Raw genomic sequence first — 23912 nt, forward strand, 5'->3', positions numbered from 1 at the left:
GCTGCCTTTGTCGAAGCCTATGTTTAAGGGATATTGATACACTCTATGTACGATTTTAGTATTCCCCCGCCTGGTGTGGATAAGTAAAGATCTGGCTGCGGGGTAGTGAGCTTTTCCTGACGATTAGATGTGACAATGGTGCTGCATGAGGCTCAAAGAATGCTCCGTATGGCATAAACGGGACAGCCCTTGGATCGGCGGTGAATTCCATGCTGCCTGACGGTACCGCAGGCAGCATGGGGAGAAAATCTTCCAATGGGATGAAAACGTTATCTTAACATCAGGGCCGCACGACCCCCAGAAGGCACTTCCGTGCCTCTTGCCGGGGCGTCCACCTGCTTTCGTTACCAGCAAATCCTGGGTCTCCTGAGAGATCACCTGCTGCATACTGGACTTGATAATGTCGCAGCCGGCGGCCAGATGCTCCATCGAGACGGTCAGCGGAGGCATGATCTTCAGCACGCAGTCTCCTCTGCCGGCTCTTTCAATGATGAGCCCGTTCTCGAAGCTGATCTCCGTCATCCGCTTCGCCTCGGCTTCATCCTTTCTGAACCTTCTGAAGTCATGGAGCAACATATTCTCGGCAGTCATTTTCCACAATTGTCGGTCCCCGCATGCCAGCTTGCTGGGTAGCCAGTGGACTGGTCTCTCGCACACAGCTTGGATAGGTATAAAAACCATCCAATTCTATTTTCTATCATAATTGGAAAGGTAACCTAAGTAAAATTATATCAAAATTCCGAAGAATGTATAGTAAAACTTTAGTTAAATTTGGTCAAGGTGTTAATATTTTGCCTAAAAAGAGCGAATGGAGAAGAAACGCTGGGAATGGTTTGCCATCAATCGAGGAATTCGACGCGTGTCGACATTCAGGCGGGGTGCCAGCCGATTTGGGAGATCTTCCCTGTATACATTCTCTGCCGGTGCTCCGAATCCTTGCGCTTTGCGATAACTTAACATGATTACCTGACGAATTTCTGGAAGCCTGGCTGGAAACGTGACTGGATGTCTGCTGGATATTCTGCTGAAAATCCGTTGGATACTCGGTTGGAACTGCCCGGCTGGAAGCTGGCCGTAGCGTCCGCCCGGATGGCAGCCGGCATAGTTTTGTATCCCGCCGTCTTCACTGCGCCTCTGCTAGAGTAAAGGGCAGATAAATTCTGCCCCTCCTCATCAAACCGTACGTGAGGTTTTCCCTCATACGCTTCTTGGCATACCATTTTGTGAGTCGCTGAAGGATGTACCAGTCACGTTTAGCCATCTTCCTTTGGCTGTAGGTCGTAACGTAGTAGTTACGCCAACCCTGTATTTTCGGGTTTAAGTATTCCAAATGTTCTTGGAATGATTTGTGACGCATATTCGCAGGGGCTAGTCGTTCCTTCACGACTTCCCTAATTCGCTCCTTTGCCTTACGGCACAGCCATTGTTGGGTCGTATAATATACTTGGCTTTCGGAAGTTTCGGCCTTCGTCTTTCGGTGAAGCATGCCTAGGAAGTCGAAGCCTTCTTCTCCTGTCCATAGTCCGACGATTCGCGTTTTTGTCGGGTGTAACGTTAACTCCAGACGTTCCATTATCGTTCGAATGATCTCGTATGCCCGATCCGCATCCTTCTTGGGGATAAATTGGCGCTTTACGGGTTTCCCATACCCTGGCCTTTACCTTGTTTTATCCATTTTTCTATCGTGGTGGGAATCGGATATGCTTGAGCCATAATGCCCCTCCATTCACCTCGTAGTTTCTTAATGCAAAAAAAGCCCCATTGTAAAAACAAGGTGCCTGACTTTAAGATGTGTGATATATAATTTTTCAAGAGAGATTTCAGTACTAGGCTAGCTTCTTAATAAACTAACTTTCGACAAAAAAGCGTAAATTATAAAGGATGTATATTTAGTGAGATTATACCATGAATTGTGCTTTAAGGAATAAAAAAATAGGTCTTACCATCATAAATATCTTGGTTATCGAGGTTGATATACAATCGCTCAGCACGTAATTTCACATCTTTGGTCTCCGTCGGATTATCTTAGGTTGCTTTCTTTTATTCTCCAATCCCTTTGAAAAATAACACTGCTACAGATAGTGTCGTCTTAGAGGAATCTTAAATTGGGTTGCTTTTTATGAAAAAATTTATGCATCCATTTCGTCTTTCTCCAGCTTGGTCAGTATATATTTAGTCGTTATATTTTTTAACTGACGAAACCGATTAATCTCAGATTTTTTAAAGAAACCTTTTGCAGCATACTCCATCAATAACTCGTAATTAATACGCCCAGCACAAACTAAAGAATCCTCACTTAATTGACCAAGTGCATCCTTGACATTAAGCTGCGGACTTGGGATCACTACATTCAAGCTTCCAAAAGGAAGCTCTATTCTTTGAATTTCCTCTTTGACCCCCCCGACTCATGGCTTCGCATGAGCTGTAGAAGGATATACGAGTGTACGCATATACTCCAAGGAGTCACTAATATTCAAACCAGGACTCGTAACGAACATCTTATAGACGTCGGTGTGCCCATGTCATCAATTACATCTTGGATGGAAGATCCTATCGTAAATGGAGCGGTCCCCTTCTTCTTGAGCCAATAGATACTTTCAAATTATGGTTGATATTATTCCACCCAATGATATGATCATTAGAGTCCAATTCCACATTTGATTCCCATAAGTCCATGAGTTTCCGATGATCGATATCGAAGTTCCCATAACATCAATCACTTTTTGCTTCGGAGACCCTATAGTAAAAAATTAGGACTTTCTTCTTCCAGATTTATATGGATAGCCATGTGTCCATCTCAATTGGATGGATCATATGTCTAATGTGAACTTAAAACATAACTACTGAAGGCTTTGCAATAATGAGTCCCCTTCACGGCTCCGCGAAGGTTCATTTATCTCTATACCGCTTTAACTTCAAATCAACAATTCCCTCTATTTCCTGTTTATCGCCCAGGTCTAACTTTCGAAATCCTGAGATTAATTTTGATTCAAGATCATCTAACTTAACTTGAAATAATCCACTATAAAAAGTTGCCGCCTCATCAAGTAATAACCAATCTAAATCAATATCGAAATTTAGTTTAAGGGCAATTACGGTTTCTAAGGATGGTTTGTACTTATCTTTTTCCAATTCACTTAATGTACCCTGAGAAATACCAATAGTAGATGAAAAGTCAGTTTGATTAAGCTTATTTAATTTTCTTATACTCTTTATCTTTTCACCCAAAGTCTTCATTGCTCCACCTACCATCCATAAAAATGAAATACATACTTAATTTATAATAGTTATATATATTATATATTCATTTGTATTTTAGATAAAAAAACATTTTTTTCATCGCGACAATAAGCTCTTGATTTCTCATACTGTTTTCAACAGAAACTTGGATTTCTCCTGCTTCAATTACTTAAGATACCAATACAGGAAAGGGTTCAAAGCCCTTTGATTTGTCATGCAACTATACTCGCTCTGATTGAGCCAAAGCAGTCGCCTCCTGAATTTAATAAAAAAAGCCCGATGATACTTGCTCATCGGACTTTTGTTAAATACTTACTAAGAAGAGATATTATTGTTATTTTTCATTAATATTTAGTACACAACTTTATTGTTTAGTACACAACTTTATTGTCCGAAGACAAATTAGTGTCTATATACAATAAAGTTGAGTTCTCAAATCATATTTAAAGCTTCTCCTTCAATTAAAAAAGTCATTTTATAATTATCCGTTATTACTTAGCCCCTCATCGGATTTTAATTTCAAAAAGTTGGCCACTGAATCAGAGAAATAAATCATATAAATAATGTAGATAAGGGGATTAATCAACGCCTCTTTTCCCCAGAGCGAAGGAAGCACAATATCCTGATCTGACAGCCCAATTTGCGACAACATTTCTTCGCCAAAGCGACTGAGAAATTTTGAATACATTGTTGTTGTATAAAAAGAGTGGGTTTGTTCAACTTTATCTCTATTTAAAAAATAAAACATGTTCTTTCGGATTTTAGTAAAGCGAATGGCTCTTTGCATGTGAAGTAGGAGCCAGTTATTGTGGGCAATGGTAAACAAGTCGTTATTAATATTTGAATGAGTACAATGAAGGGATTGAAAAAACTCGCGCAAATGTTCAATCCTGGTATGTTAAACGTAGCAAGAGGGATGACATAGCTTGGAGACAATTTGTGATTTACCAGCCCCCACATATAGCTTGATTGCGCGCATAAAAACAACCTTCTCCCCACTTTTCAGGTGCCTTGTTCAAGCGCATATCTTGTAAGCTGGACACGATTTTGAAGATACAACTTTTGCAATATAATTTTCAAATGGTTTTTAACCATAGTATAACGAGGTTCCATTTATTTGAATGCAGGCATTCAATGATACTCTTCTCTTATACTTAACCTTGCATAATACTATCAGGAAGAGTATCTCGCTTGATATGAGGATCGTAATTGGCGACCACAAGAATATCCATATGCCGCGCAGTGCGCAGTAACTTTTGGATAATTGTTCCTTCCCGTAAACGTTTCCATATGGGGCTGTCACTCTGACCAATAATGAGTTGGGTAGTATGATATTCATTAGCTCTGGCAAGAAGAACATCTGCAAGCTTATCAGAATGCCCAAGTGGCACAACTTCAAAATGCCCGCCTAGACGCACTACCAGGCTTGCGAGTTTCTCTTTTTTCATCAATTCCTCTTCATTCATCGTATCCGTTGGGTGTACATATGTGACAATCCATTGTACCTTTAGTCGGAATGCAATTCTAAATCCCCGCCGGATTAACCTTTCTGCATTGGAACTCAGCTTGACGCATACGAAAATGACCTCCCGCTTATTCCAGGGTCCACGTAAGGAACTTTTGCGCTCCCATGCTTCCAGACGTTCATCCACATCGTCCGCAATTTCCCGAAGCGCCAGCTCCCTTAAAGCAATTAATTTTCCAATTTAAAAAAAGTTCCCCAGAGTTTGATCTATCTTCTCCCGGGCATATATCTTTCCTTCCTTCATACGGGCTTGTAGAGCCTGCGGTGCCACATCGATCAGCTCGACCTCGTCAGCAAGGCGAAGAATGGAATCCGGGACGGTTTCCCTGACACGCACCCCTGTAATTTGCTCCACTGCATCATTTAAGCTCTCTAAATGCTGAACGTTAACGGTAGAAATGACAGAAATCCCAGCATTCAAAATTTCCAATACATCTTCATATCGCTTTTTGTTTTTGCTACTGGGAACGTTGGTGTGAGCCAACTCGTCGACAAGTACCAGTTCAGGATTCCGCCGGATGATTGCCCCAGTATCCATTTCTACAAGTTCTGTGCCTGAATATTTGATTTTTGTGCGCTCGATTAATGGCAGTTCTGCAACCTGCTGGATGGTTTCTTTTCGCCCATGCGTTTCCAGCAAACCAATTACAACATCAATGCCCTTTTTAAGAAGATGATTGCCCTCTTGCAGCATAGTGTAGGTTTTGCCAACTCCAGGAGCCGCACCAATAAAGACCTTGAATCTTCCCCTTTTGATTCGTCCAATTTTCTCATCCACTTCCCGTGAATTTAAGCGGTGATATAACGGGTTTTTCTTCCGATTGGTCATTTTGGCTGGCAGAATCCGCTCTCCATGGTGCTCCGCCCGATCAGCAACGATAAAGATATCCATATTTTTGGATTTTTTTAGAATGTCATTGATGACGGAGCCTTGTCAGAAATAATGTCCCGGTTGCAGTATAACGAGCTTTCGAGCATCTTGGTGCATCTTCTTTCAATTGTTCTAGAGTTAAAGCTGCGCAAGCAGTCTTCGGCATATTTAAATAAATCAACAAAGCTTATGACTGAGACAAAATTCCTTTTACAAACAATGAGACACTGTGCTTGTAGAACTCTTCCTCGGTGACGAGTTGGGACTGATATTGCCGGTGAATCAGCTCGCTCATCTGAAATCCGTAGCACATCGAGAGAAAAGACATGGCGGCAAGACGCTCATCCTGTCTGGCTATAACTTTTTTCTTCTGCAAGCGTTCAAAATATTCAACCAGCAAGGAGTGCAGCTTCACCGGCGGATCGGCCAGCACTCTGTCCAATTCGGGAAGCATTCCTTTGTCGCGGATGCCAATCAAAATGATGTCCGCATTTTTATGGAAAAACAAACGGTACTGCTGGCTTACATTCAGCAGATCGACTTCCGGATTATCGGTCGCGTCCTCTTTTAACAGCTTCTCAAATTGCGGGATATCCGAATGTCTTTCAATGATGGCTTCCAATATGCCTTTCTTGCTTCCAAATTGCCGGAAAATCGTAGATTCATTGACTTTAGCTTCCGTTGCAATGGCTTTGGTGCTTACTCCCCGATAGCCCTTCTTTTTGATGAGTCGTGTCGCGGCTTCAATGATTCTGTCTGAAGTTTGCATTGTATTTCTCCTTTTGCATATGTTAAACCTATTCTACTACAAGTTTTGCATGTGCAGCAGGGTCGGGGATCATCATTTTCATAAACGTTTATTTAAGGCAAATCGCTTCTTTTTTCCCAGCGGCTTGGTTCCGTAATCTTGACATGATCAGGCACCAATTGCGTGAGCGTGCCTAATTTATCAAATGTAATCTGGATTCGGTCAGAGGGCAACAGCCATTGTTCGGTCTCGATTGCGCAGCAATCCGGTATCGTCCCCATTCCTATAATCGTGCCCGGGAGCGGCGTGAAAACTTTGAGAACCTCCTCCATCACTTTTGCAGGATGTGCAGAATACTCGGATGTGCTTCCCTTCCAGTGCAGTCTCTCCCCGATGCGTACATCCACATCCAGTACCAGCGGGTTGTCGATTTCATCCGGCGTAACCAGAAATGGTCCTATTCCTTTGCTGCGATCAAAATCTTTGCAGCGCGTCGGTCCGGTCAGCGCCTGGAAATCCGGCCACTGCACATCGCGGACAGTACTGTCGTTAAAAATAACATAACCTGCAATGCAGTTCCCCTTCCCTGTAACAAAGGCCAGCTCCGGCTCGATATCCAGGTAGGAAGTGTACGAAGGCCAATGAATCGTATCCCCATCGCCAATTAATGCATTATGGTTACACTTGTAATAACTGAAAGTTACTTTATTCGGATCTTTCTGGAATTTTTCGGTAATATTTCGTTTAAGCTCTTCTCTTTCCGACCCTGTATATTCTCTTTGCAGCAGATTTGCGCCAGCATTTCTCAGATGTCTTGGCGTCAGCCCAAAATCGATAAGCGCAGCCGGATTCGGAACCGGCGGCAGCAGTTTTACCGCTGCAATCGGGCAGATTTCATGTTCATTGAATTGATGCGACTGTTCGACAGCATATTGCATCAATTCCTTAGCGGCATCATAACTTGCCGGCAAATAATGAAGATAGCTGTCCATACATTCAAGACTGTCAACGAATGTTCCCTGCTTTTTCATGATTGCGGCAAAAGACACGACAAATTTCTCGTTAATTACAAGCCCAAACAAAGGTTCCTGGGATGTCTTGGTTTGAAAGGTTACTAGCTTCATGTTGCAGCGCCTCCATCCATGTAGTGTGATGTTGTTCTGTTACTATCATATAGCACAGAGAAAATGCATGCAAGTACATGCTTGCATTTCTGTTTTCCATTCTCTATAATAAAGACATAGTCAGTATGCCTTACCCCAAAAACATATACGCAAAGGAGAATTTTCATGAAGTATGGACATATTATCCAAAAACCTCGTGTTAAATTTTTTGAAGTTGCAGATGGCGTCTTTGCCGGTATTTCGCCGTATCGCGGCATCAGTTGGGCCAATGCCGGGTTCATCAACAAGGGTGAAGGGCTGGTGTATGACACGTTCTTCGATTTGTTCCATGCGCGGGAAATGCGGGAGGCTTTTATGGAAGTAAGCAACGGCGGCTCTCCCGCATATGTGGTGAACTCGCACTATAACAGCGACCATGCCTGGGGAAACAAAGTGTTTGAAGATGCTTGCATTATTATGCACAAGGAAGCGTCCAGAGAGCGTCTCACCGAAAATATCGCCTGGATGGACAGCGTCATTAGAAGAGGAAAGGATTCTCCGGAATCGACTTCGGGCGAGCGGTTTTTTGCAGCGGAATTTGAAGGATTCGACCTGGAAGGCGTAGATTGGGTGCTCCCGAATATTGAGATAAAGGACGATATCAACATCCGTCTTGGAGATACGGAAGTTATGATTTACAACGTAGCTCCGGCCCACTCTGACAGTGACTTACTGCTGTGGATGCCAAAAGAAAAAGTGCTGTTCGCCGGCGATGTCGTGTTTAACGGTTGTACGGCATACAGCGAAGAGGGAACCCTCAATTGGGTTAAAGTGCTTGATCGCATTATTGATGAAATTAAACCCGAAATCGTTGTTCCAGGACATGGCGCCATCTGTGGCCTGGACTTCGTGAAGGAGCAGAGAGACTACCTCCTGAATCTGATCAGCGAGTTCAACAAGCATTACAATGGCGAAATTGATTCCTTGTCCCTGACCAAGCAAATTGATATTTCCCGCTTTCTTCATTGGATTCAGCCAGAACGCTTGTATGTTACAGTGGATATCCTATTGAAAAGCAAACGAGGGTTACCACCCCTTCCAATTTGGAACGAGGTGCCTGCTAAGCTGGAAGACATGAAAGCTTTTTTGGCCGGAAAATATGGTAATCAAATCAAGCCATGGGACCCTATGAGTGTTTGGCAAGAATAGCAATTTGAAGCTAGCCTACGAAAAACAAAAAACGGCCCTGTCGCAAACGATGCGAACAGCGGCCGTTCTTTCGAATTGTTCCACGGAAATAAAATCGGCGCTTAGAACCGATTATGAAAAAAATGGAGATGGACTTATGACTTACTAGTAGAACTCTTCTAAAACGATATAACCAAAATTTGATGTTAAGTGTATTTCTCTTCTTTAAAGGGATTCCAAGACTTTTGGCGGTAGCCACCATCACTAACCTGCCCGTTAGCTTAATGACGAATCGTCAGTCTAAGACTTTATTTTCTCAATCTATATCTTTATTTTCTTAGTCTAGAACTTTGTTTTACGGTCTAATACTTTATTTTCTTTTAACATTTTTAAGGCATCTTAATAAGAAGCTTCCGGGAAAGATTAGTACCGAACAATCTTCAGCTTTATAAAATCAATAATTTCATCTCTATCTTCTTTAGTAAGTTCTCGAAACAAAGAAATAAGTTCTAGTTCCTAGGCTTCAATAGCTAAATTAAAAATAGGGTTCTTTGATACAGGCGTATCTCCAAAGATTAACCACTCTATATGGGAATTGAAGTTTTCTTTAATTGCTATAATTATATCAAGAGAGGGTCTATATTTATCTTGCTCTAGTTCACTCAACGTTCCTTGAGAAATTCCAATTGTATTTGCAAACTTTATTTGATTTAGGTTGTTTGTTTTTCTAATAGTTCGAATTCGTTGGCCTATTGTAGACATAATTGCCCTCCTAAGCTAAAAAGATCCCGATATATCATCGGGATCTTTCTTGATGTTTGTAAAATGACTAGTTCCAGACTTTTTTTACTGGTTCCACACTTTTTTATCACCAGACAATTAGTTTAGCATTTTACTAAAGCTTATTCTACGGTAACACTTTTCGCCAGGTTACGTGGTTTGTCAACATCATGACCCAGTGCAAGAGAAGCGTAGTAAGCCAACAGTTGGAGAGATACAACCGAAATTGCAGCAGACAGGATTGGAAGTGTCTTTGGAATGGCAAATACCTGATCGACGGACTTCAGCAACTCAACTGCGTGCTCTTCGTACGTAATCGCAAGAACATCTGCACCACGAGCCTTAACTTCCTTAATGTTGCTCACGGTTTTCTCCAACACGGATTCCTGTGTTACCAAAGCGATAACCGGAATGCCGTCTTCAATCAATGCCAGTGTACCATGCTTCAATTCACCCGCAGCATAAGCCTCGGAATGAATGTAGGAGATTTCCTTGAGCTTCAGGGAGCCTTCCTGTACTACAGCATAGTCCTGACCGCGACCAATAAAGAACAGGTGCTTGTGGCTCGCAATTTGCTCAGCATAGGCTTTGATCGCATCTGCTTTACCCAGCATCTCTTCCACTTGCTCTGGCAGAGATTCCATAGCAGCCAGCACATGAGCTACTTGCTCATCCGTTTGTGTGCCACGCACTTGAGCGAGATACAAACCAAACAGATAGAATGCAATCAACTGTGAAGAATATGCTTTAGTGGAGGCTACTGCAATTTCCGGTCCTGCCAGTGTAACCAACACATCATCTGCATCACGGGCAATGGAGCTGCCGACTACGTTGGTAATCGCCAGTACATGAGCGCCATTTGCTTGCGCTTCACGCAGTGCTGCCAACGTGTCAGCAGTTTCACCGGATTGGCTCACCACGATCACCAATGTCTCTGGTGTTACGATAGGTGAACGATAACGATATTCGGAAGCCACATCGTTTTCTACCGGTATACGAGCCAGACTTTCAATAACTGTACGACCAATCAAACCAGCATTGTAAGCTGTACCACACGCGACAATTTGAATGTTGCGGATATTTTTAATTTGTTCTTCTGTCAGCTTCAGCTCAGGAAGAACAACTTTTTTAGTATCTTTATCGATACGGCCCAACATTGTGTCACGATAAGCCTTAGGCTGCTCGTGAATTTCTTTCAGCATAAAATGCTCATAGCCGCCTTTTTCTGCTGTTACAGCATCCCATTCGACATGAATCATTTCCCGAGAAATAAATTGGCCTTCGATTGTCATTAATTCGACAGCATCACTGGTCAAAACAGCCATTTCGCCATCGTTCAAAATAAATACATTGCGTGTATATTTCAGAATAGCCGGAATGTCGGAACCGATAAAGTTCTCGCCTTCTCCCACACCAATAACCAGCGGGCTAGCTTGACGAACAGCAACCAGCTTATTAGGCTCGTGCTCTGTCAGCACACCCAGTGCAAAAGCACCGCGCATAAAGGTAATTGCTTTTTGTACTGCTTTAACGATATCCCCTTTATATTCACGCGCAACCAGATGGGAAATAATTTCCGTGTCCGTTTCGGAAATAAAGGTATGACCTTCGCTAATCAGCTGCTCCTTCAGCTCCAGATAGTTCTCAATAATTCCGTTGTGAACTACAGAGAACTTTTGGCTCTCATCCAAATGTGGATGGGAGTTTTCATCAGAAGGCTTACCGTGCGTTGCCCAACGTGTATGTCCGATACCTGCATGGCCTACCAATGGCGTACCATCCAGTTTAGCTTCCAGATTCGCCAGACGACCTTTAGCCTTGGCTACTTGCAATCCTGAATCTGTAAACACGGCAATACCCGCAGAGTCATAACCGCGATACTCCAGCTTCTTCAATCCGTCAATCAATACCTCTTGTGTATTCTGATTACCAATATATCCTACAATGCCACACATATTCGTTATCCTCCCGATCATCATTTCACAAGACGACTCATCACAGGACTAACGTGTGCGGTAGATTGCGGAATAAAGTTCATTCATCTATGAAGTTGTCAATGATAACTATAGAATTTACAGGCATCTCTTCACGAATGTAACGAAATTCCCAAACCGCGCACGCCAATGATGATGGCCGCACATTCATGAAATGAATCTTATAATTTAGGTTATAAAATAATAAAGGCATCTACCGGTGCGTTGTGTAAACAGTTGCCTGTTCATTTTCCGCTGCCGGTTTACGGCTTGATGCTTCACCGGAAGGTCCCCGCCGAATGTTTCGAACACCTTCACCTCGTCAGCTTGTTTTGTCGTGAACCGATTTGCGAGCAACTTTATCTCAACTGAATCCGTTGCTTCTCCACCAAGTTCCCCCGCACAAAATCAAGCTCTGGCGCTTGTATTACGAACCTTACAACCCTCACTTTCTCTATCTGAGTCACAGCATCCCTATATTATATTCAGCTAAGTATCATTTGGCAATGACACTTTATTCATAATTACACCATGAAGGTCATAAATCGTTAGTAAATAACCGCAAACGCCGTTGCCTGCTTCTTTTTCGCAGGCAACCGACGTTTACAAAATTTTAAACTAATTCTTTCTTCACGACATCTACGATCTGACCGACAAATTGCTCCAGTTCGTCCTTATCCGGGCCTTCGGCCATCACACGAATAAGTGATTCTGTGCCTGAAGCACGGACCAATACACGCCCATTATCACCCAATTGTTGTTCCACCTGCTCAATTGCTTCTGCAATAGCAGGATTCCCCTCGTAATTGCGTTTGTCCTGCACACGCACATTTACGAGCACTTGCGGATACTGTTTCATGAGCGATTTTAGCTCACTCATTTTCTTGCCAGAAGCTTTCAAGGTATCTACCAGCTGAATCCCGGTCAGCATGCCATCGCCTGTCGTATTGTGATCCAGGAAAATAACATGACCAGACTGCTCACCGCCCAGATTAAATCCACCCCGACGCATTTCTTCCATCACATAACGGTCCCCGACCGCAGTTTTTGCAGTCTTGAGTGCCAGCTTTTCAGTAGCTTTATAAAAACCGATATTACTCATCACTGTCGATACAATGGTGCTATCCTTAAGTTTTCCCGCGCGGTTCATTGCATCTCCGCAAATGCAGAGAATATAGTCGCCGTCTACCTCTTCCCCGTTCTCATCAATCGCGATCAGACGGTCGGCATCGCCGTCAAAGGCCAGACCAATATCCGCTTTCAAGCGGCGCACTTCCTCTTTCAACTTCTCAGGATGAGTCGATCCGCAATGATCATTGATATTCAAACCGTTTGGCTCGGCACCGATGGTATGTACCTCAGCTCCCAGTTCTGCAAAAAGCTTCGGCGCCAGCTCATAAGCTGCTCCGTTTGCACAATCCAGTACAATTTTTAACCCTTCAAAAGAATGGCTAATTGTTGTTTTCAAGAACTCCAGATAATCGTAGCGGGAATGCTCGTCTACAACAACCGTTCCCAATCCGCCGCCAATCGGACGAGGCAGTTGGTCTTCTTTTGCATCCATCAGCTCTTCAATTTTCAATTCCGTTTCGTCTGTCAATTTAAAACCGTCGCCGCCAAAAAACTTAATGCCGTTGTCTTCAACTGGATTGTGTGATGCTGAGATCATTACACCAGCGTCAGCTTTCAATTGACGTGTGAGATATGCCACCCCAGGTGTCGAAACAATACCTAGACGAACCACATTAGCCCCAATGGACAGCAAACCGGCTACAAGAGCCGATTCCAGCATCAGTCCGGATATCCGTGTATCCATACCAATAACAACTGTCGGTTTCTCTACATTACCTGCTAAAACATATCCGCCGCAGCGGCCAATGCTATATGCCAGTTCGGCTGTAAGTTCCTGATTAGCAACGCCTCGTACACCATCTGTACCAAAATATTTCCCCATGTAAAATGACTCCCTTTTTTTGTCTAATAAATCTTGATTATTTACTACAGATAAAACATGTTATGGCTGACTGTTCTCCGAGGTTCCATTCGCAGAAGAATCTGCGCCGTTATGAGGATTTGTTTTATCCTCCGCAGCTGCGTTGTCCCCGGTCTTAGCGTCAGAGTCTCCACTTTGACTGCCTTGCCCCTCCTGTGGCCTCTCCTGCCCCTTTTCGCCACTACCAGAGGGGTTTGATTCATTCTCACTGTTCGGATTCGTTACAGCAGGCGTAGAAGGGCTCTCAATGTTGACCGTTGCCTTTAGTAGGCTAGCATTTCCGGCTTGCGTAATATATTTAGGCAAGCCTACTTTCAGAGTAACCTCGTGTTGACCAGCCGCGAGGCCACTTACATCTGCCACCAAACTAATATCATCATTGGTTAAATTGTTTACCATATCCTGCGGGCCCTTCACAGTAACATCCATCGTCTTGCCTGCGGGCGCTGTAACAGTCGCAGTCGCTCCATCTCCTGCACCTTGTAAAACGATTGGGATGCCTGACAGCGTCCGTTCCGTATCTGTGACTTCATTGGAAGGAACGACGGTCACCTGAATTTGTATTGACCCTGGCTCGATTTTATCAGAACCTGAGGGGGCTGCCAAATTAGCTTGAACTGCACGGGTCCCCGCTTCCGTAAATTGACTTAAATCCAATGTAGCCGTGACGTAAGAACTAAGGCTGCCCAATACATCCTGCGATGCATACACCGCCGCTTCTTTCACGTTTGCATTGACTTTAGAAAGCGCCAATCCGTCTGGCAACTCTCCGGAATAGACAATCTTAACAGGCACAGATTTTGCCTGCTGAGTTACCGGAATTTCAACGGAAACAGTGGATGGCTCAATGACCGCTCCTGTAAGTTCCTGTCCCTTTTTGTTATAAGCCTTCAGTTTTACACGCTTCTGTTCAAACTTTTCTGAGATGCCATCCGTATTAACAGCCCCCTGAACGGCAGTGACGGTACTCAACTGGCTTTTGGGCAAGGTAACCTTCACGGTTTGAGGAGCAATCACAGGCTTACCAAGCTGCAATCCCGCATCTGGATTTCCCTTAGGAACTATAGATACATTAAATGATTTCGTTTGTTTTTCCTCAATCGTCACTGTAACACGGTTAGGAGTCATAGATACCAATTCCACCCCGTCCGGTAAATCCGGTTCGAGTGATAATGTTTTAGTGCCTGCTCCTAAGCCGTTTAAGTTTAGCTTTGCCTGATAATTATCCGCGAAAAAGGAAGTCAGCACAGAGCGCTGTCCTCTAACTTCCATCTTTACATGGTCAGTATCCATGGTAGACAATACATATTTTGAATCATCCAGACCACTGGCCTGAATGGCCACATTATCAATCACTTTATTATTATAAGAAACGGTCAGCGTAGATGAAGGTGTACCTGTATCTAGATGGACCATTCCCCACAGCAGAACAGCAACCGCAAGCGCCAATATCTTGGAAATCGTATTATTGTTAATCCATTTGTCCATCATGAATTTCCACGGCCTCCCCTCCGATTCCAGAATGAGCCGCGTTTTTCCTTCAAAGACGGTGTTGGCCGCAACTCCTCATACAGCTTGGAGATTAGGGATTCTTCCTTAATGTCGCGCACGACCTGTCCATTAATGGCCAAAGAAATTTGCCCTGTTTCCTCTGAAACCACGACAGTTACGGCATCCGTTACCTCACTCACCCCAATCGCAGCCCGGTGACGGGTTCCCAACTCCTTGCTGATGAACGGATTTTCCGATAATGGCAAATAACAGGCCGCAGAAGCAATCTGTTTATTTTGAATAATCACCGCACCATCATGCAGAGGGGTATTAGGAATGAAGATGTTAATTAGCAGTTCAGAACTGACTACAGCCTGTGTCTTGATACCAGACTCTGTATATTCGTTTAGCCCTGTCTCACGCTCAAATACGACCAAAGCTCCTATTTTCCTACGTGATAAATAATTCAGCGCCTTAATCATTTCTCCGATTAACTTGTTAATTTCTTCATCATCCGCAGACGAACGCCCAAATAGTTTGCCACGCCCCAACTGTTCTAGTGCACGACGCAACTCAGGCTGAAAAATAATAAAGATAGCCACCACACCAAAGGTGAACATCTGGTTCATCAACCACTTGAGCGTATACAAATCAAACCAGGTGCTAACCGCCCAAATGACAACCAGAAACAGAATCCCTTTCAACAATTGAACTGCACGCGTTCCGCGAACAAGTAAAATAAGCTGATACATAATATAGGTTACGATCAAAATGTCGATAATATCTTTAATGGACTCTTTCCAAGTCAGGTCCGCAAAATAATCCAACATGCGCATGCCCCCGCAATTTTCTGTAGTGAGTGGGTGTAATATGTACACAGTATGCTCTCTCTATCTAGGTTATAACGATCAGGCTCACGTTGCAAGCTGTGTGACAAAAGAACCGCTAAAATCAGTAAAATACAGTACAATTCGCCAGCTTCATATACAAAAAAACGCCTTTTCCAGCGGAAAGAGGCGCTCGATATCGTCCTTGCCATTTCAAGCTTCTTTTATGGAGAAGAGGGTCCCCCGAATAAATCAGTAACCTTGTACCAAATCCAATCCAAGGTTTGATCAATACTTTTAACCTGTCCTGCAATATGAGCGGTGGACGCTTGATAATAAGAACCATCAATTACAGTTACATTTCCTTCCACATCGCCGTATACACGGGCTTCACCATTTTGCACTGTTAGATCTCCGGCAATGGATTTCCCTTCAGGCACAATCACAGTATCACCCTGAATAACGACTTGATCCAGTTGGCTTCCTTTGACTACCAATTGATGGTCCGTGCTAGAAAAGCTGGCCATGCTTGAGCATATAACAATAAGGAAGAAGGCAGCGGCTGTTACAGCGGGATGCCTTTTCACCCACGTCAGCATAGGCACCGCAGTCTGTCTTTTATGCGGTGGCAAAGCATTCATAATGCGAAATGTCAGCTCATCCGATACACACGGCACTTGATGATAGCGTGTACCGTAAAGCATCGCATCCGTCCGCTCCAGCTCTTTAAAACGCATGCGGCATTCCGGGCAGTCTAACAAGTGCTGTTCCAACTCATGTTTGTCCTGCTCAGACAGGTCGCCATCTAGATAGTCATGCATAAAAGAGACGGCTTGTTTGCAATCCATATGAGCCAATCCTTTCTAATATTCTTCCGTGTTTCTCAACATAACATGCTCCGGCTTAGAAACTTTGCTCATCTTACATACGTTACAACGAGCATTATGTTTCATAAAAACATCTACGCAGACTCTTTTCCTAGAATCTATGCGCATGATCTATAGCTTGTGCTCCAGTTTTTTGCGCAGAAAATCCCGGCCCCTGTGTACTCTTGTCTTAATCGTGGTGACTGGGAGATTGAGCACATCGCTGATTTCCTGTAAGGAAAGCTCCTGCAAGTACCGTAAAACCATAATCGTCCTATATTTATCCGGAAGGCTGTCAATGGCGTCATGAATTAAAGCCTGCGTTTCGGACAGAAGCGTACTCCCCTCAGGGGTAAGCTCTTCACTGGCGAGCATGGCGTACCCATCGACACCTTCCTGATCATTCATTTCAGCATCAAGTGAGTATGTAGGTTTTCTCCTTCGCAGACGATCAATGCACAGATTTGTAGCAATTCGATAAATCCAGGTTGAGAACTTCTGTCCATGATCGTATTTTTCCAAATTACGATACACACGCAAAAAAGTTTCCTGCACCAGATCCTCCGCCTCATGGCGATTACCTAGCATCCGGTAGGAAAGATGAAAAATCCGATCTTTATATAACTCGACTAACTCCGCAAAAGCTCGCTGATCGCCTTTCTGTACCAGCCTCACCAAGCGGCTTTCCATATTATCCACTCTATACTCCCCCAGACTTGCTGATGGGTTACTTACTACATGTTTATGATTATTCATCGTAGTTTAATTTTATCCGGAAATCAACTGTAGTATTGTTACTAACTGCAAGCACACCTGCCATCAATATACAAACAGCACAATCGGGCACCCCATGAGTACCCGATTGCCTGTATTCGTACAACCACACTATATCAGCCCGTATTTCTTAAGCCTGCGGCAATTCCGTTAATCGTCAACAATACCTCACGCAACATTTCAGTGTCATCACCGTTCTGATCCCGCAGCTCCCGTAGCTCACTTAGCAATTGAACCTGCAAGTAACTTAACGGATCGACATAAGGATTACGTAACCGGATAGATTCCTGAATAACCGGCACGTCGTCCAAAATCTCGGATTGTCCGGTTATTTTCAAAATCAACTCAGATGTCAGCTTGAACTCCGCTGAAATCTGCCCGAAAATACGCTGCCGAGCCTCTTCGTTATCCGACATCCCAGCGTATTCTTCTGCAATCAGTAAATCCGCTTTAGCGATTGCCATTTGCAGTGTATCAATAAGTGACCGGAAGAAAGCAGAGTCCCTAAACATCGTTTGCAGCACTTTAAGGTTATCCTCATTGTTTTGATAGAAGCTTTGCAAACCTGTTCCAGCCGCATACCACGCAGGTAATAAGTAACGGCTTTGTGTCCATGCAAAAACCCATGGAATGGCGCGCAAGTCCTCAAAACGTTCGCTGTTCTTACGCTTGGACGGACGAGATCCAATATTCAGCTCGCCCACCTCAGGCAACGGTGTAGATTCTTTGAAGAAGTTGAAGAAATCTGGATCTCGGAAAATCAAATCCTGATACTTATCCAGTGATACTTGGGAAATACGGGCGATAATCTCCTCCCAGCTCTCCTCAAACACTTCCTTCTTCCCGGAACGATGATATGCCACAGCCGTAATCAGCGCCGATGTTGCCTGCTCCAAGCTCCGGTACGCGATGCCTCTAAGCGAGTATCGGGATGATAGTACTTCGCCTTGCTCCGTAATCTTGATTCCGCCTCCAATCGTATGAGGAGGCTGAGCCAAAATACTGCGATTAAGTGGCATTCCACCACGACCCAGCGCACCTCCACGACCATGGAAAAACTTCACTTTTACGCCAAACTCATTAACTACTTCCGTAATGCTATTCATAGCGACCCGAAGTTCCCAGTTCGCTGTAACCACACCGCCATCTTTATTACTGTCCGAGTATCCCAGCATAATCTCCTGAAGCTGGTCCATCGCAGCCACAGATTGTCGATATACAGGCAAGTTCATCAATCTTCTCATAATATCGGGTGCAGCGTGCAGATCATCTATCGTTTCGAACAAAGGAACAGATTGCAGCGTACAGATAACAGTGCCATCCTTCTCGATGCGGAACAGGCCCACCTCTTTGGATAAGACCATAACCTCCAGTAAGTCACTGGCTCCCTGAGTCATACTGATCAAGTAGCTTGTAATGGACTGCTTGCCGAATTCCTCCTGAGCCAAATAAATCGTACGATATACGTCAAGACATTCCTGTGTGCTATCGCTATATTTTAAATACGGTGAAGTAATCGGACGAGGTTCATTCAGCAGCTTTTCCAGCAGATTTATTTTTTCTTCTTCTGACAGCTTACTGTAATCCGACACAATATTCATTTTAGAAAGAATTTCAGTCATCGCATTTTCATGTTCTTGACTATGCTGACGCACATCCAGCGTAGCTGTGTGAAATCCAAACAACTCTACCTGGCGAATCATCTTTTGAATATATGTGTTTGCTACATAATCGGCAAAATGATGACGCAGGCTGTTATCAATAACATTTAGGTCTGCAATGAGCTCTTCCGCAGAGTTATAACGCTCATTGGTGCCCTGTTTGCTTTCATCCAGGATGTTGTTCACTTTAGCAATCATAAATGCTAGTTTAATGCGATAAGGCTCTTTTTCGTTATGCCATACTTCCATCTTTTTAAGTGTAATGTGAGTACGGTCTTCTTCAATAGAAGCCAGCAGATCATCGGAAACTCGCACAATGCTGGTGCTGAAACTCAAGTAACCCATGAGTTCCTTTAACGTGTGCTGATATTCTCTCAAAGCCAACTTGCGCTGCATACGTAACGTTTCCCAAGTCACATGAGCTGTCACAGACGGATTGCCATCCCGGTCTCCACCGATCCAGGAACCAAATCTCAGATAAGTGGGTATGTGCCATTTTTGTTCGGGATAATATTTGTCCAAACATCGTTCCAATTCTTGGTATACATCTGGCAGTACATGAAACAAGGTCTCGTGAAAATAATACATTCCATTTCTCACTTCATCTAATACAGTTGGCTTGCGATCACGCAGCTCATCTGTCTGCCACAGCGTAATTACTTCGTTTAGCAGATTCTCCCGTACCTGTTCCCGCTCACGCAAGGTAAGCATCGGATTATCCAGCAGCATGACGTCCTCGGAAATGCGCTTGTGGATATCCAGAATTACTCGTCGTGTCGCTTCTGTAGGATGTGCGGTCATGACCAGCTCCAAAGAGAGCTCTTTCAGCAAGTTGCTAACGTCCTCAGCGGAGAAGCCCCCTTGTTTAAGCTCCTGAACGGAACTTTCAATGGAACCGGGCTGAACATCTTCACCAGCGGAATGCTCATAATCCCGCTTACGACGAATACGATGGTTTTGCTCAGCGATATTCACCAACTGAAAATAAATCGCAAACGCGCGAATAACCTGGTGACGAATATCCGTATCCAGTCCGCTGACCATTTGTTTGAAATTCTCATACAACTCCGGCTGATACCCGGCACGTAACGATTTACTTGTCTCACGTATTTTCTCCACGATATCCAAAAGTTCGTTGCCACCCTGATGAACCAAAACCTCACCAAGAATATTCCCTAGAAAACGAACGTCCCGCCGTAGCAGATTGTTGGATTGGTTTTTGTTAGCGGTTAACGTAAGCTCAGTCATGCTTTTCCCCCCATCTGATCTGTTCCACACCATATACAGTTGTAGCAAAGGTACGTATACACACGAAATTTGACACTTTCTTAACATCATACAATAAAAACGCATGAAAAGCTGCAAAATTTACAGTAAAAAATCATCTTTTTGAATTACTTCTTTCGAGAAAATATTGGATTGTTATGAATAAATATGAAATTAATAAATAGTAATGAATGTATACACTAGTGATGCGTGAAACATTATGCACAGTCTCTTATAAAGAGTGTGTTTTTAAAGGTACAAATTCATGCGACATAGTGTGTATATGTTTATTATTTGTTGACAAAGTCAACTCCATTAGCCTTCTATCCACAAAGATATACACAAATTAGCCATTTTCTCAGTGTTTCTAAGTATTTCCTCTTTAACACTTCGCTTTTTACCCACATAAATAAAGGGAAATGTGCACAACCCAAGAGCAACTGTTGAGTTATCACCATGAATTCGTACCATAATAGCTATAGGATTCCTATATTTAAAGGATTTGATCACGAAATTAGCCTTACTGCAGGAGAAAGGGGTACGTTAGAGGGGAAATACGGGATCTAGGTGTCAAAAGTAACAAGAGCCTATGTACAATATGCACAAGTCATCCCCAACTGTGCATGACAGGAGACATAATTGCACTAGCTTATATACATAGAAGTAAATGTAATGTGGACAAAATAAAAAGAAGCCTTTCGGCTTCTAGGTAATCGGTAAGCGGGTGATGGGAATCGAACCCACGCTATCAGCTTGGAAGGCTGAAGTTCTACCATTGAACTACACCCGCAAAATAGTATCGGGATGACACGATTTGAACATGCGACCCCCTGGTCCCAAACCAGGTGCTCTACCAAGCTGAGCTACATCCCGATATAATTTTTTAAAATATGGCGCGCCCTGAGAGATTCGAACTCCCGGCCTTTTGATTCGTAGTCAAACGCTCTATCCAGCTGAGCTAAGGGCGCAAATATGGAGCGGACGACGGGAATCGAACCCGCGACCCTCGCCTTGGCAAGGCGATGCTCTACCGCTGAGCCACGTCCGCAAAAACAAGATGCGCGTGGAGGGACTTGAACCCCCACGTCAAAGACGCTAGATCCTAAGTCTAGTGCGTCTGCCAATTCCGCCACACGCGCATGTAATACAATGGTGAGCCATGAAGGACTCGAACCTTCGACACCCTGATTAAAAGTCAGGTGCTCTACCAACTGAGCTAATGGCTCTTAATGGCTGGGGATATAGGATTTGAACCTATGCATGACGGAGTCAAAGTCCGTTGCCTTACCGCTTGGCTAATCCCCAATATGCATATGATTCACAATTCCCCAAGATTTCATCCAGGTAAGAGGATGAAAAATGGTGGAGGCTGAGGGGCTCGAACCCCCGACCCTCTGCTTGTAAGGCAGATGCTCTCCCAGCTGAGCTAAGCCTCCATAATATCCTATGACCCGTAGGGGATTCGAACCCCTGTTACCTCCGTGAAAGGGAGGTGTCTTAACCCCTTGACCAACGGGCCATCCTATAACAAGCTCTCAACCGGGTTCGAACCGGTGACCTCATCCTTACCATGGATGCACTCTACCTGCTGAGCTATGAGAGCAAATGGCTCCCCGAACAGGACTCGAACCTGTGACAACTCGATTAACAGTCGAGTGCTCTACCAACTGAGCTATCAGGGAATATTAATCATAAAGCTCTGCTTGGCGACGTCCTACTCTCCCAGGACCCTGCGGTCCAAGTACCATCGGCGCTGGAGGGCTTAACGGTCGTGTTCGGGATGGGTACGTGTGGAACCCCTCCGCTATCGCCACCAAACATGAATTTGCTGTGCAAATTCTCCCGTACGGTTATTCGGTTCATCACTTATCGTGTGAATGAATAGCCATGCGCTTGTATGTATTTCTACATACCTTCAAGGTTACACCCTGAAAACTGGATCCGAAACTCATTTGCGTTTTATTTTTAGGATAAGCCCTCGACCGATTAGTATTGGTCAGCTCCATGCATTACTGCACTTCCACCCCCAACCTATCTACCTCGTCGTCTTCAAGGGGTCTTACTAATTGGGAAATCTCATCTTGAGGGGGGCTTCACGCTTAGATGCTTTCAGCGCTTATCCCTTCCGTACATAGCTACCCAGCGGTGCTCCTGGCGGAACAACTGGTACACCAGCGGTACGTCCATCCCGGTCCTCTCGTACTAAGGACAGCTCCTCTCAAATTTCCTACGCCCACGACAGATAGGGACCGAACTGTCTCACGACGTTCTGAACCCAGCTCGCGTACCGCTTTAATGGGCGAACAGCCCAACCCTTGGGACCTACTTCAGCCCCAGGATGCGATGAGCCGACATCGAGGTGCCAAACCTCCCCGTCGATGTGGACTCTTGGGGGAGATAAGCCTGTTATCCCCAGGGTAGCTTTTATCCGTTGAGCGATGGCCCTTCCATGCGGTACCACCGGATCACTAAGCCCGACTTTCGTCCCTGCTCGACTTGTAGGTCTCGCAGTCAAGCTCCCTTCTGCCTTTGCACTCTTCGAATGATTTCCAACCATTCTGAGGGAACCTTGGGGCGCCTCCGTTACTCTTTAGGAGGCGACCGCCCCAGTCAAACTGCCCACCTGACACTGTCCTCGCACCGGATCACGGTACCAAGTTAGAACCTAGATACGATCAGGGTGGTATCCCAAGGATGCCTCCCTTCAAGCTGGCGCTCAAAGTTCAACGGCTCCCACCTATCCTGTACAGATCGTACCCAAATTCAATATCAAGCTGCAGTAAAGCTCCATGGGGTCTTTCCGTCTTGTCGCGGGTAACCTGCATCTTCACAGGTATTAAAATTTCACCGGATCTCTCGTTGAGACAGCGCCCAAGTCGTTACGCCATTCGTGCGGGTCAGAATTTACCTGACAAGGAATTTCGCTACCTTAGGACCGTTATAGTTACGGCCGCCGTTTACTGGGGCTTCGGTTCATAGCTTCGCCCGAAGGCTTACCACTCCCCTTAACCTTCCAGCACCGGGCAGGCGTCAGCCCGTATACTTCGCCTTGCGGCTTCGCACAGACCTGTGTTTTTGCTAAACAGTCGCTTGGGCCTTTTCACTGCGGCCCCCTCGGGCTATTCACCCTACCGAGGCACCCCTTCTCCCGAAGTTACGGGGTCATTTTGCCGAGTTCCTTAACGAGAGTTCTTCCGCGCGCCTTAGAATTCTCTTCTCGCCTACCTGTGTCGGTTTGCGGTACGGGCACCTTCTCCTGGCTAGAGGCTTTTCTTGGCAGTCTGAGATCATGACCTTCGCTACTACAATTTTCGCTCCCCATCACAGCCCAGCCTTACGATGTGCGGATTTGCCTACACACCAGCCTCACTGCTTAGACGGACATCCATCAGTCCGCGTCACTACCCTACTGCGTCACCCCATCGCTCATAACGGATTACGGTGGTACAGGAATTTCGACCTGTTGTCCTTCGACTACGCCTATCGGCCTCGCCTTAGGTCCCGACTTACCCTGAGCGGACGAACCTTCCTCAGGAACCCTTAGGCTTTCGGCGGATCTGATTCTCACAGATCTTTTCGTTACTCATACCGGCATTCTCACTTGAA

At 44.7% G+C, this 23912-nt stretch carries 16 protein-coding genes, 11 tRNA genes, 2 rRNA genes and 3 pseudogenes (1 of these 32 running past the window's edge); 2 read left to right on the forward strand and 30 right to left on the reverse strand.

What is annotated here, in order from left to right; translation table 11 throughout:
* Nucleotides 1–342: 342 nt before the first annotated feature.
* Nucleotides 343–543: pseudogene (locus ACM1ND_RS23470) on the reverse strand (diaminobutyrate--2-oxoglutarate transaminase); the annotation flags it as partial.
* Between the two features lie 462 nt (nucleotides 544–1005).
* On the opposite strand from ACM1ND_RS23470, the gene ACM1ND_RS23475 reads away from it, so the two are divergent.
* A complete protein-coding gene (locus ACM1ND_RS23475) occupies nucleotides 1006–1146 on the forward strand; it encodes a hypothetical protein (RefSeq protein WP_179085489.1) in 141 nt (46 codons plus the stop codon).
* Here the strand turns inward: ACM1ND_RS23475 and ACM1ND_RS23480 are convergent.
* The 8 genes and pseudogenes from ACM1ND_RS23480 to ACM1ND_RS23515 form a co-directional block, all read right to left on the reverse strand.
* Complete coding sequence (locus tag ACM1ND_RS23480; RefSeq protein ID WP_023990471.1) at nucleotides 1124–1573, reverse strand: group II intron maturase-specific domain-containing protein; 450 nt, start codon at nucleotides 1571–1573, stop codon at nucleotides 1124–1126. The genes ACM1ND_RS23475 and ACM1ND_RS23480 overlap by 23 nt on opposite strands.
* 556 nt (nucleotides 1574–2129) lie before the next feature.
* Nucleotides 2130–2345: a hypothetical protein gene (locus ACM1ND_RS23485; protein WP_418026613.1), complete on the reverse strand. Its 216-nt coding sequence runs from the start codon at nucleotides 2343–2345 to the stop codon at nucleotides 2130–2132.
* Between the two features lie 544 nt (nucleotides 2346–2889).
* Complete coding sequence (locus tag ACM1ND_RS23490; protein ID WP_023990474.1) at nucleotides 2890–3237, reverse strand: helix-turn-helix transcriptional regulator; 348 nt, start codon at nucleotides 3235–3237, stop codon at nucleotides 2890–2892.
* 484 nt (nucleotides 3238–3721) lie between these two features.
* Nucleotides 3722–4120, reverse strand: a complete 399-nt coding sequence (locus ACM1ND_RS23495) for a hypothetical protein (RefSeq protein ID WP_076265428.1) — start codon at nucleotides 4118–4120, stop codon at nucleotides 3722–3724.
* 122 nt (nucleotides 4121–4242) lie between these two features.
* Nucleotides 4243–4332, reverse strand: a pseudogene (locus tag ACM1ND_RS23500) (DNA-binding response regulator); the annotation flags it as partial.
* A gap of 62 nt (nucleotides 4333–4394) precedes the next feature.
* A pseudogene (locus ACM1ND_RS23505) lies at nucleotides 4395–5699 on the reverse strand (histidine kinase); the annotation flags it as partial.
* Nucleotides 5700–5823: 124 nt separating this feature from the next.
* Nucleotides 5824–6405 carry a TetR/AcrR family transcriptional regulator gene (locus ACM1ND_RS23510; RefSeq protein ID WP_053326174.1) on the reverse strand — a complete coding sequence of 194 codons (582 nt, stop codon included), beginning with the start codon at nucleotides 6403–6405 and terminating at the stop codon, nucleotides 5824–5826.
* A 92-nt stretch (nucleotides 6406–6497) separates the two neighbouring features.
* Complete coding sequence (locus ACM1ND_RS23515; RefSeq protein WP_071558190.1) at nucleotides 6498–7508, reverse strand: fumarylacetoacetate hydrolase family protein; 1011 nt, start codon at nucleotides 7506–7508, stop codon at nucleotides 6498–6500.
* Between the two features lie 165 nt (nucleotides 7509–7673).
* Between ACM1ND_RS23515 and ACM1ND_RS23520 the strand changes: the two genes are divergently transcribed.
* Entirely contained in the window at nucleotides 7674–8696 is a 1023-nt protein-coding gene (locus ACM1ND_RS23520) for an MBL fold metallo-hydrolase (RefSeq protein WP_068939586.1), read from the forward strand.
* A gap of 495 nt (nucleotides 8697–9191) precedes the next feature.
* On the opposite strand, the gene ACM1ND_RS23525 is transcribed toward ACM1ND_RS23520, so the two are convergent.
* The 21 genes from ACM1ND_RS23525 to ACM1ND_RS23625 all read right to left on the reverse strand — a co-directional run.
* Nucleotides 9192–9437: a helix-turn-helix domain-containing protein gene (locus tag ACM1ND_RS23525; RefSeq protein WP_053326177.1), complete on the reverse strand. Its 246-nt coding sequence runs from the start codon at nucleotides 9435–9437 to the stop codon at nucleotides 9192–9194.
* Nucleotides 9438–9577: 140 nt separating this feature from the next.
* On the reverse strand, nucleotides 9578–11410 hold the full coding sequence (gene glmS / locus ACM1ND_RS23530) for a glutamine--fructose-6-phosphate transaminase (isomerizing) (protein ID WP_061832056.1): 1833 nt from the start codon (nucleotides 11408–11410) through the stop codon (nucleotides 9578–9580).
* A gap of 631 nt (nucleotides 11411–12041) precedes the next feature.
* On the reverse strand, nucleotides 12042–13382 hold the full coding sequence (gene glmM / locus ACM1ND_RS23535; protein ID WP_013312125.1) for a phosphoglucosamine mutase: 1341 nt from the start codon (nucleotides 13380–13382) through the stop codon (nucleotides 12042–12044).
* A 60-nt stretch (nucleotides 13383–13442) separates the two neighbouring features.
* A complete protein-coding gene (locus ACM1ND_RS23540; protein ID WP_418026617.1) occupies nucleotides 13443–14912 on the reverse strand; it encodes a YbbR-like domain-containing protein in 1470 nt (489 codons plus the stop codon).
* Nucleotides 14909–15742: a diadenylate cyclase CdaA gene (gene cdaA / locus ACM1ND_RS23545; RefSeq protein ID WP_013312127.1), complete on the reverse strand. Its 834-nt coding sequence runs from the start codon at nucleotides 15740–15742 to the stop codon at nucleotides 14909–14911. Before cdaA ends, ACM1ND_RS23540 begins: the two co-directional genes overlap by 4 nt.
* A 221-nt stretch (nucleotides 15743–15963) precedes the next feature.
* Entirely contained in the window at nucleotides 15964–16587 is a 624-nt protein-coding gene (locus tag ACM1ND_RS23550; RefSeq protein WP_013312128.1) for an anti-sigma factor, read from the reverse strand.
* A gap of 150 nt (nucleotides 16588–16737) precedes the next feature.
* On the reverse strand, nucleotides 16738–17304 hold the full coding sequence (gene sigW, locus ACM1ND_RS23555) for an RNA polymerase sigma factor SigW (protein WP_016818747.1): 567 nt from the start codon (nucleotides 17302–17304) through the stop codon (nucleotides 16738–16740).
* A 191-nt stretch (nucleotides 17305–17495) separates the two neighbouring features.
* A complete protein-coding gene (gene ppc, locus ACM1ND_RS23560) occupies nucleotides 17496–20288 on the reverse strand; it encodes a phosphoenolpyruvate carboxylase (protein WP_053326180.1) in 2793 nt (930 codons plus the stop codon).
* 737 nt (nucleotides 20289–21025) lie between these two features.
* Nucleotides 21026–21096: transfer RNA gene (locus tag ACM1ND_RS23565), tRNA-Gly, on the reverse strand.
* 9 nt (nucleotides 21097–21105) lie between these two features.
* A tRNA-Pro gene (locus ACM1ND_RS23570) sits at nucleotides 21106–21179 on the reverse strand.
* Between the two features lie 18 nt (nucleotides 21180–21197).
* Nucleotides 21198–21274: transfer RNA gene (locus tag ACM1ND_RS23575), tRNA-Arg, on the reverse strand.
* 5 nt (nucleotides 21275–21279) lie between these two features.
* Nucleotides 21280–21354 (reverse strand) — tRNA-Gly (locus ACM1ND_RS23580).
* Nucleotides 21355–21364: 10 nt separating this feature from the next.
* Nucleotides 21365–21445 (reverse strand) — tRNA-Leu (locus tag ACM1ND_RS23585).
* Nucleotides 21446–21456: 11 nt separating this feature from the next.
* Nucleotides 21457–21532 (reverse strand) — tRNA-Lys (locus ACM1ND_RS23590).
* Nucleotides 21533–21536: 4 nt separating this feature from the next.
* A tRNA-Gln gene (locus tag ACM1ND_RS23595) sits at nucleotides 21537–21611 on the reverse strand.
* Between the two features lie 55 nt (nucleotides 21612–21666).
* A tRNA-Val gene (locus ACM1ND_RS23600) sits at nucleotides 21667–21742 on the reverse strand.
* Nucleotides 21743–21753: 11 nt separating this feature from the next.
* Nucleotides 21754–21825, reverse strand: a tRNA-Glu gene (locus ACM1ND_RS23605).
* 11 nt (nucleotides 21826–21836) lie between these two features.
* Nucleotides 21837–21909: transfer RNA gene (locus tag ACM1ND_RS23610), tRNA-Thr, on the reverse strand.
* A 3-nt stretch (nucleotides 21910–21912) separates the two neighbouring features.
* Nucleotides 21913–21988: transfer RNA gene (locus ACM1ND_RS23615), tRNA-Asn, on the reverse strand.
* A 19-nt stretch (nucleotides 21989–22007) separates the two neighbouring features.
* A 5S ribosomal RNA gene (rrf, locus tag ACM1ND_RS23620) occupies nucleotides 22008–22124 on the reverse strand.
* Nucleotides 22125–22272: 148 nt separating this feature from the next.
* A 23S ribosomal RNA gene (locus ACM1ND_RS23625) occupies nucleotides 22273–23912 on the reverse strand; it runs 1287 nt beyond the window's last position.

Source organism: Paenibacillus sp. JJ1722, assembly GCF_048282685.1.
GTDB classification, from domain to species: Bacteria; Bacillota; Bacilli; order Paenibacillales; family Paenibacillaceae; genus Paenibacillus; species Paenibacillus polymyxa_B.

Coding starts and splice junctions, on each gene's coding strand:
- ACM1ND_RS23515 (WP_071558190.1), bottom strand. CDS start 7,508: ATGAAGCTAGTAACCTTTCAAACCAAGACATCCCAGGAACCTTTGTTT.
- ACM1ND_RS23480 (WP_023990471.1), bottom strand. CDS start 1,573: ATGGAACGTCTGGAGTTAACGTTACACCCGACAAAAACGCGAATCGTC.
- glmS (WP_061832056.1), bottom strand. CDS start 11,410: ATGTGTGGCATTGTAGGATATATTGGTAATCAGAATACACAAGAGGTA.
- ACM1ND_RS23490 (WP_023990474.1), bottom strand. CDS start 3,237: ATGAAGACTTTGGGTGAAAAGATAAAGAGTATAAGAAAATTAAATAAG.
- glmM (WP_013312125.1), bottom strand. CDS start 13,382: ATGGGGAAATATTTTGGTACAGATGGTGTACGAGGCGTTGCTAATCAG.
- ACM1ND_RS23520 (WP_068939586.1), top strand. CDS start 7,674: ATGAAGTATGGACATATTATCCAAAAACCTCGTGTTAAATTTTTTGAA.
- ACM1ND_RS23475 (WP_179085489.1), top strand. CDS start 1,006: ATGTCTGCTGGATATTCTGCTGAAAATCCGTTGGATACTCGGTTGGAA.
- ACM1ND_RS23540 (WP_418026617.1), bottom strand. CDS start 14,912: ATGATGGACAAATGGATTAACAATAATACGATTTCCAAGATATTGGCG.
- ppc (WP_053326180.1), bottom strand. CDS start 20,288: ATGACTGAGCTTACGTTAACCGCTAACAAAAACCAATCCAACAATCTG.
- ACM1ND_RS23550 (WP_013312128.1), bottom strand. CDS start 16,587: ATGGATTGCAAACAAGCCGTCTCTTTTATGCATGACTATCTAGATGGC.
- ACM1ND_RS23510 (WP_053326174.1), bottom strand. CDS start 6,405: ATGCAAACTTCAGACAGAATCATTGAAGCCGCGACACGACTCATCAAA.
- cdaA (WP_013312127.1), bottom strand. CDS start 15,742: ATGTTGGATTATTTTGCGGACCTGACTTGGAAAGAGTCCATTAAAGAT.
- ACM1ND_RS23525 (WP_053326177.1), bottom strand. CDS start 9,437: ATGTCTACAATAGGCCAACGAATTCGAACTATTAGAAAAACAAACAAC.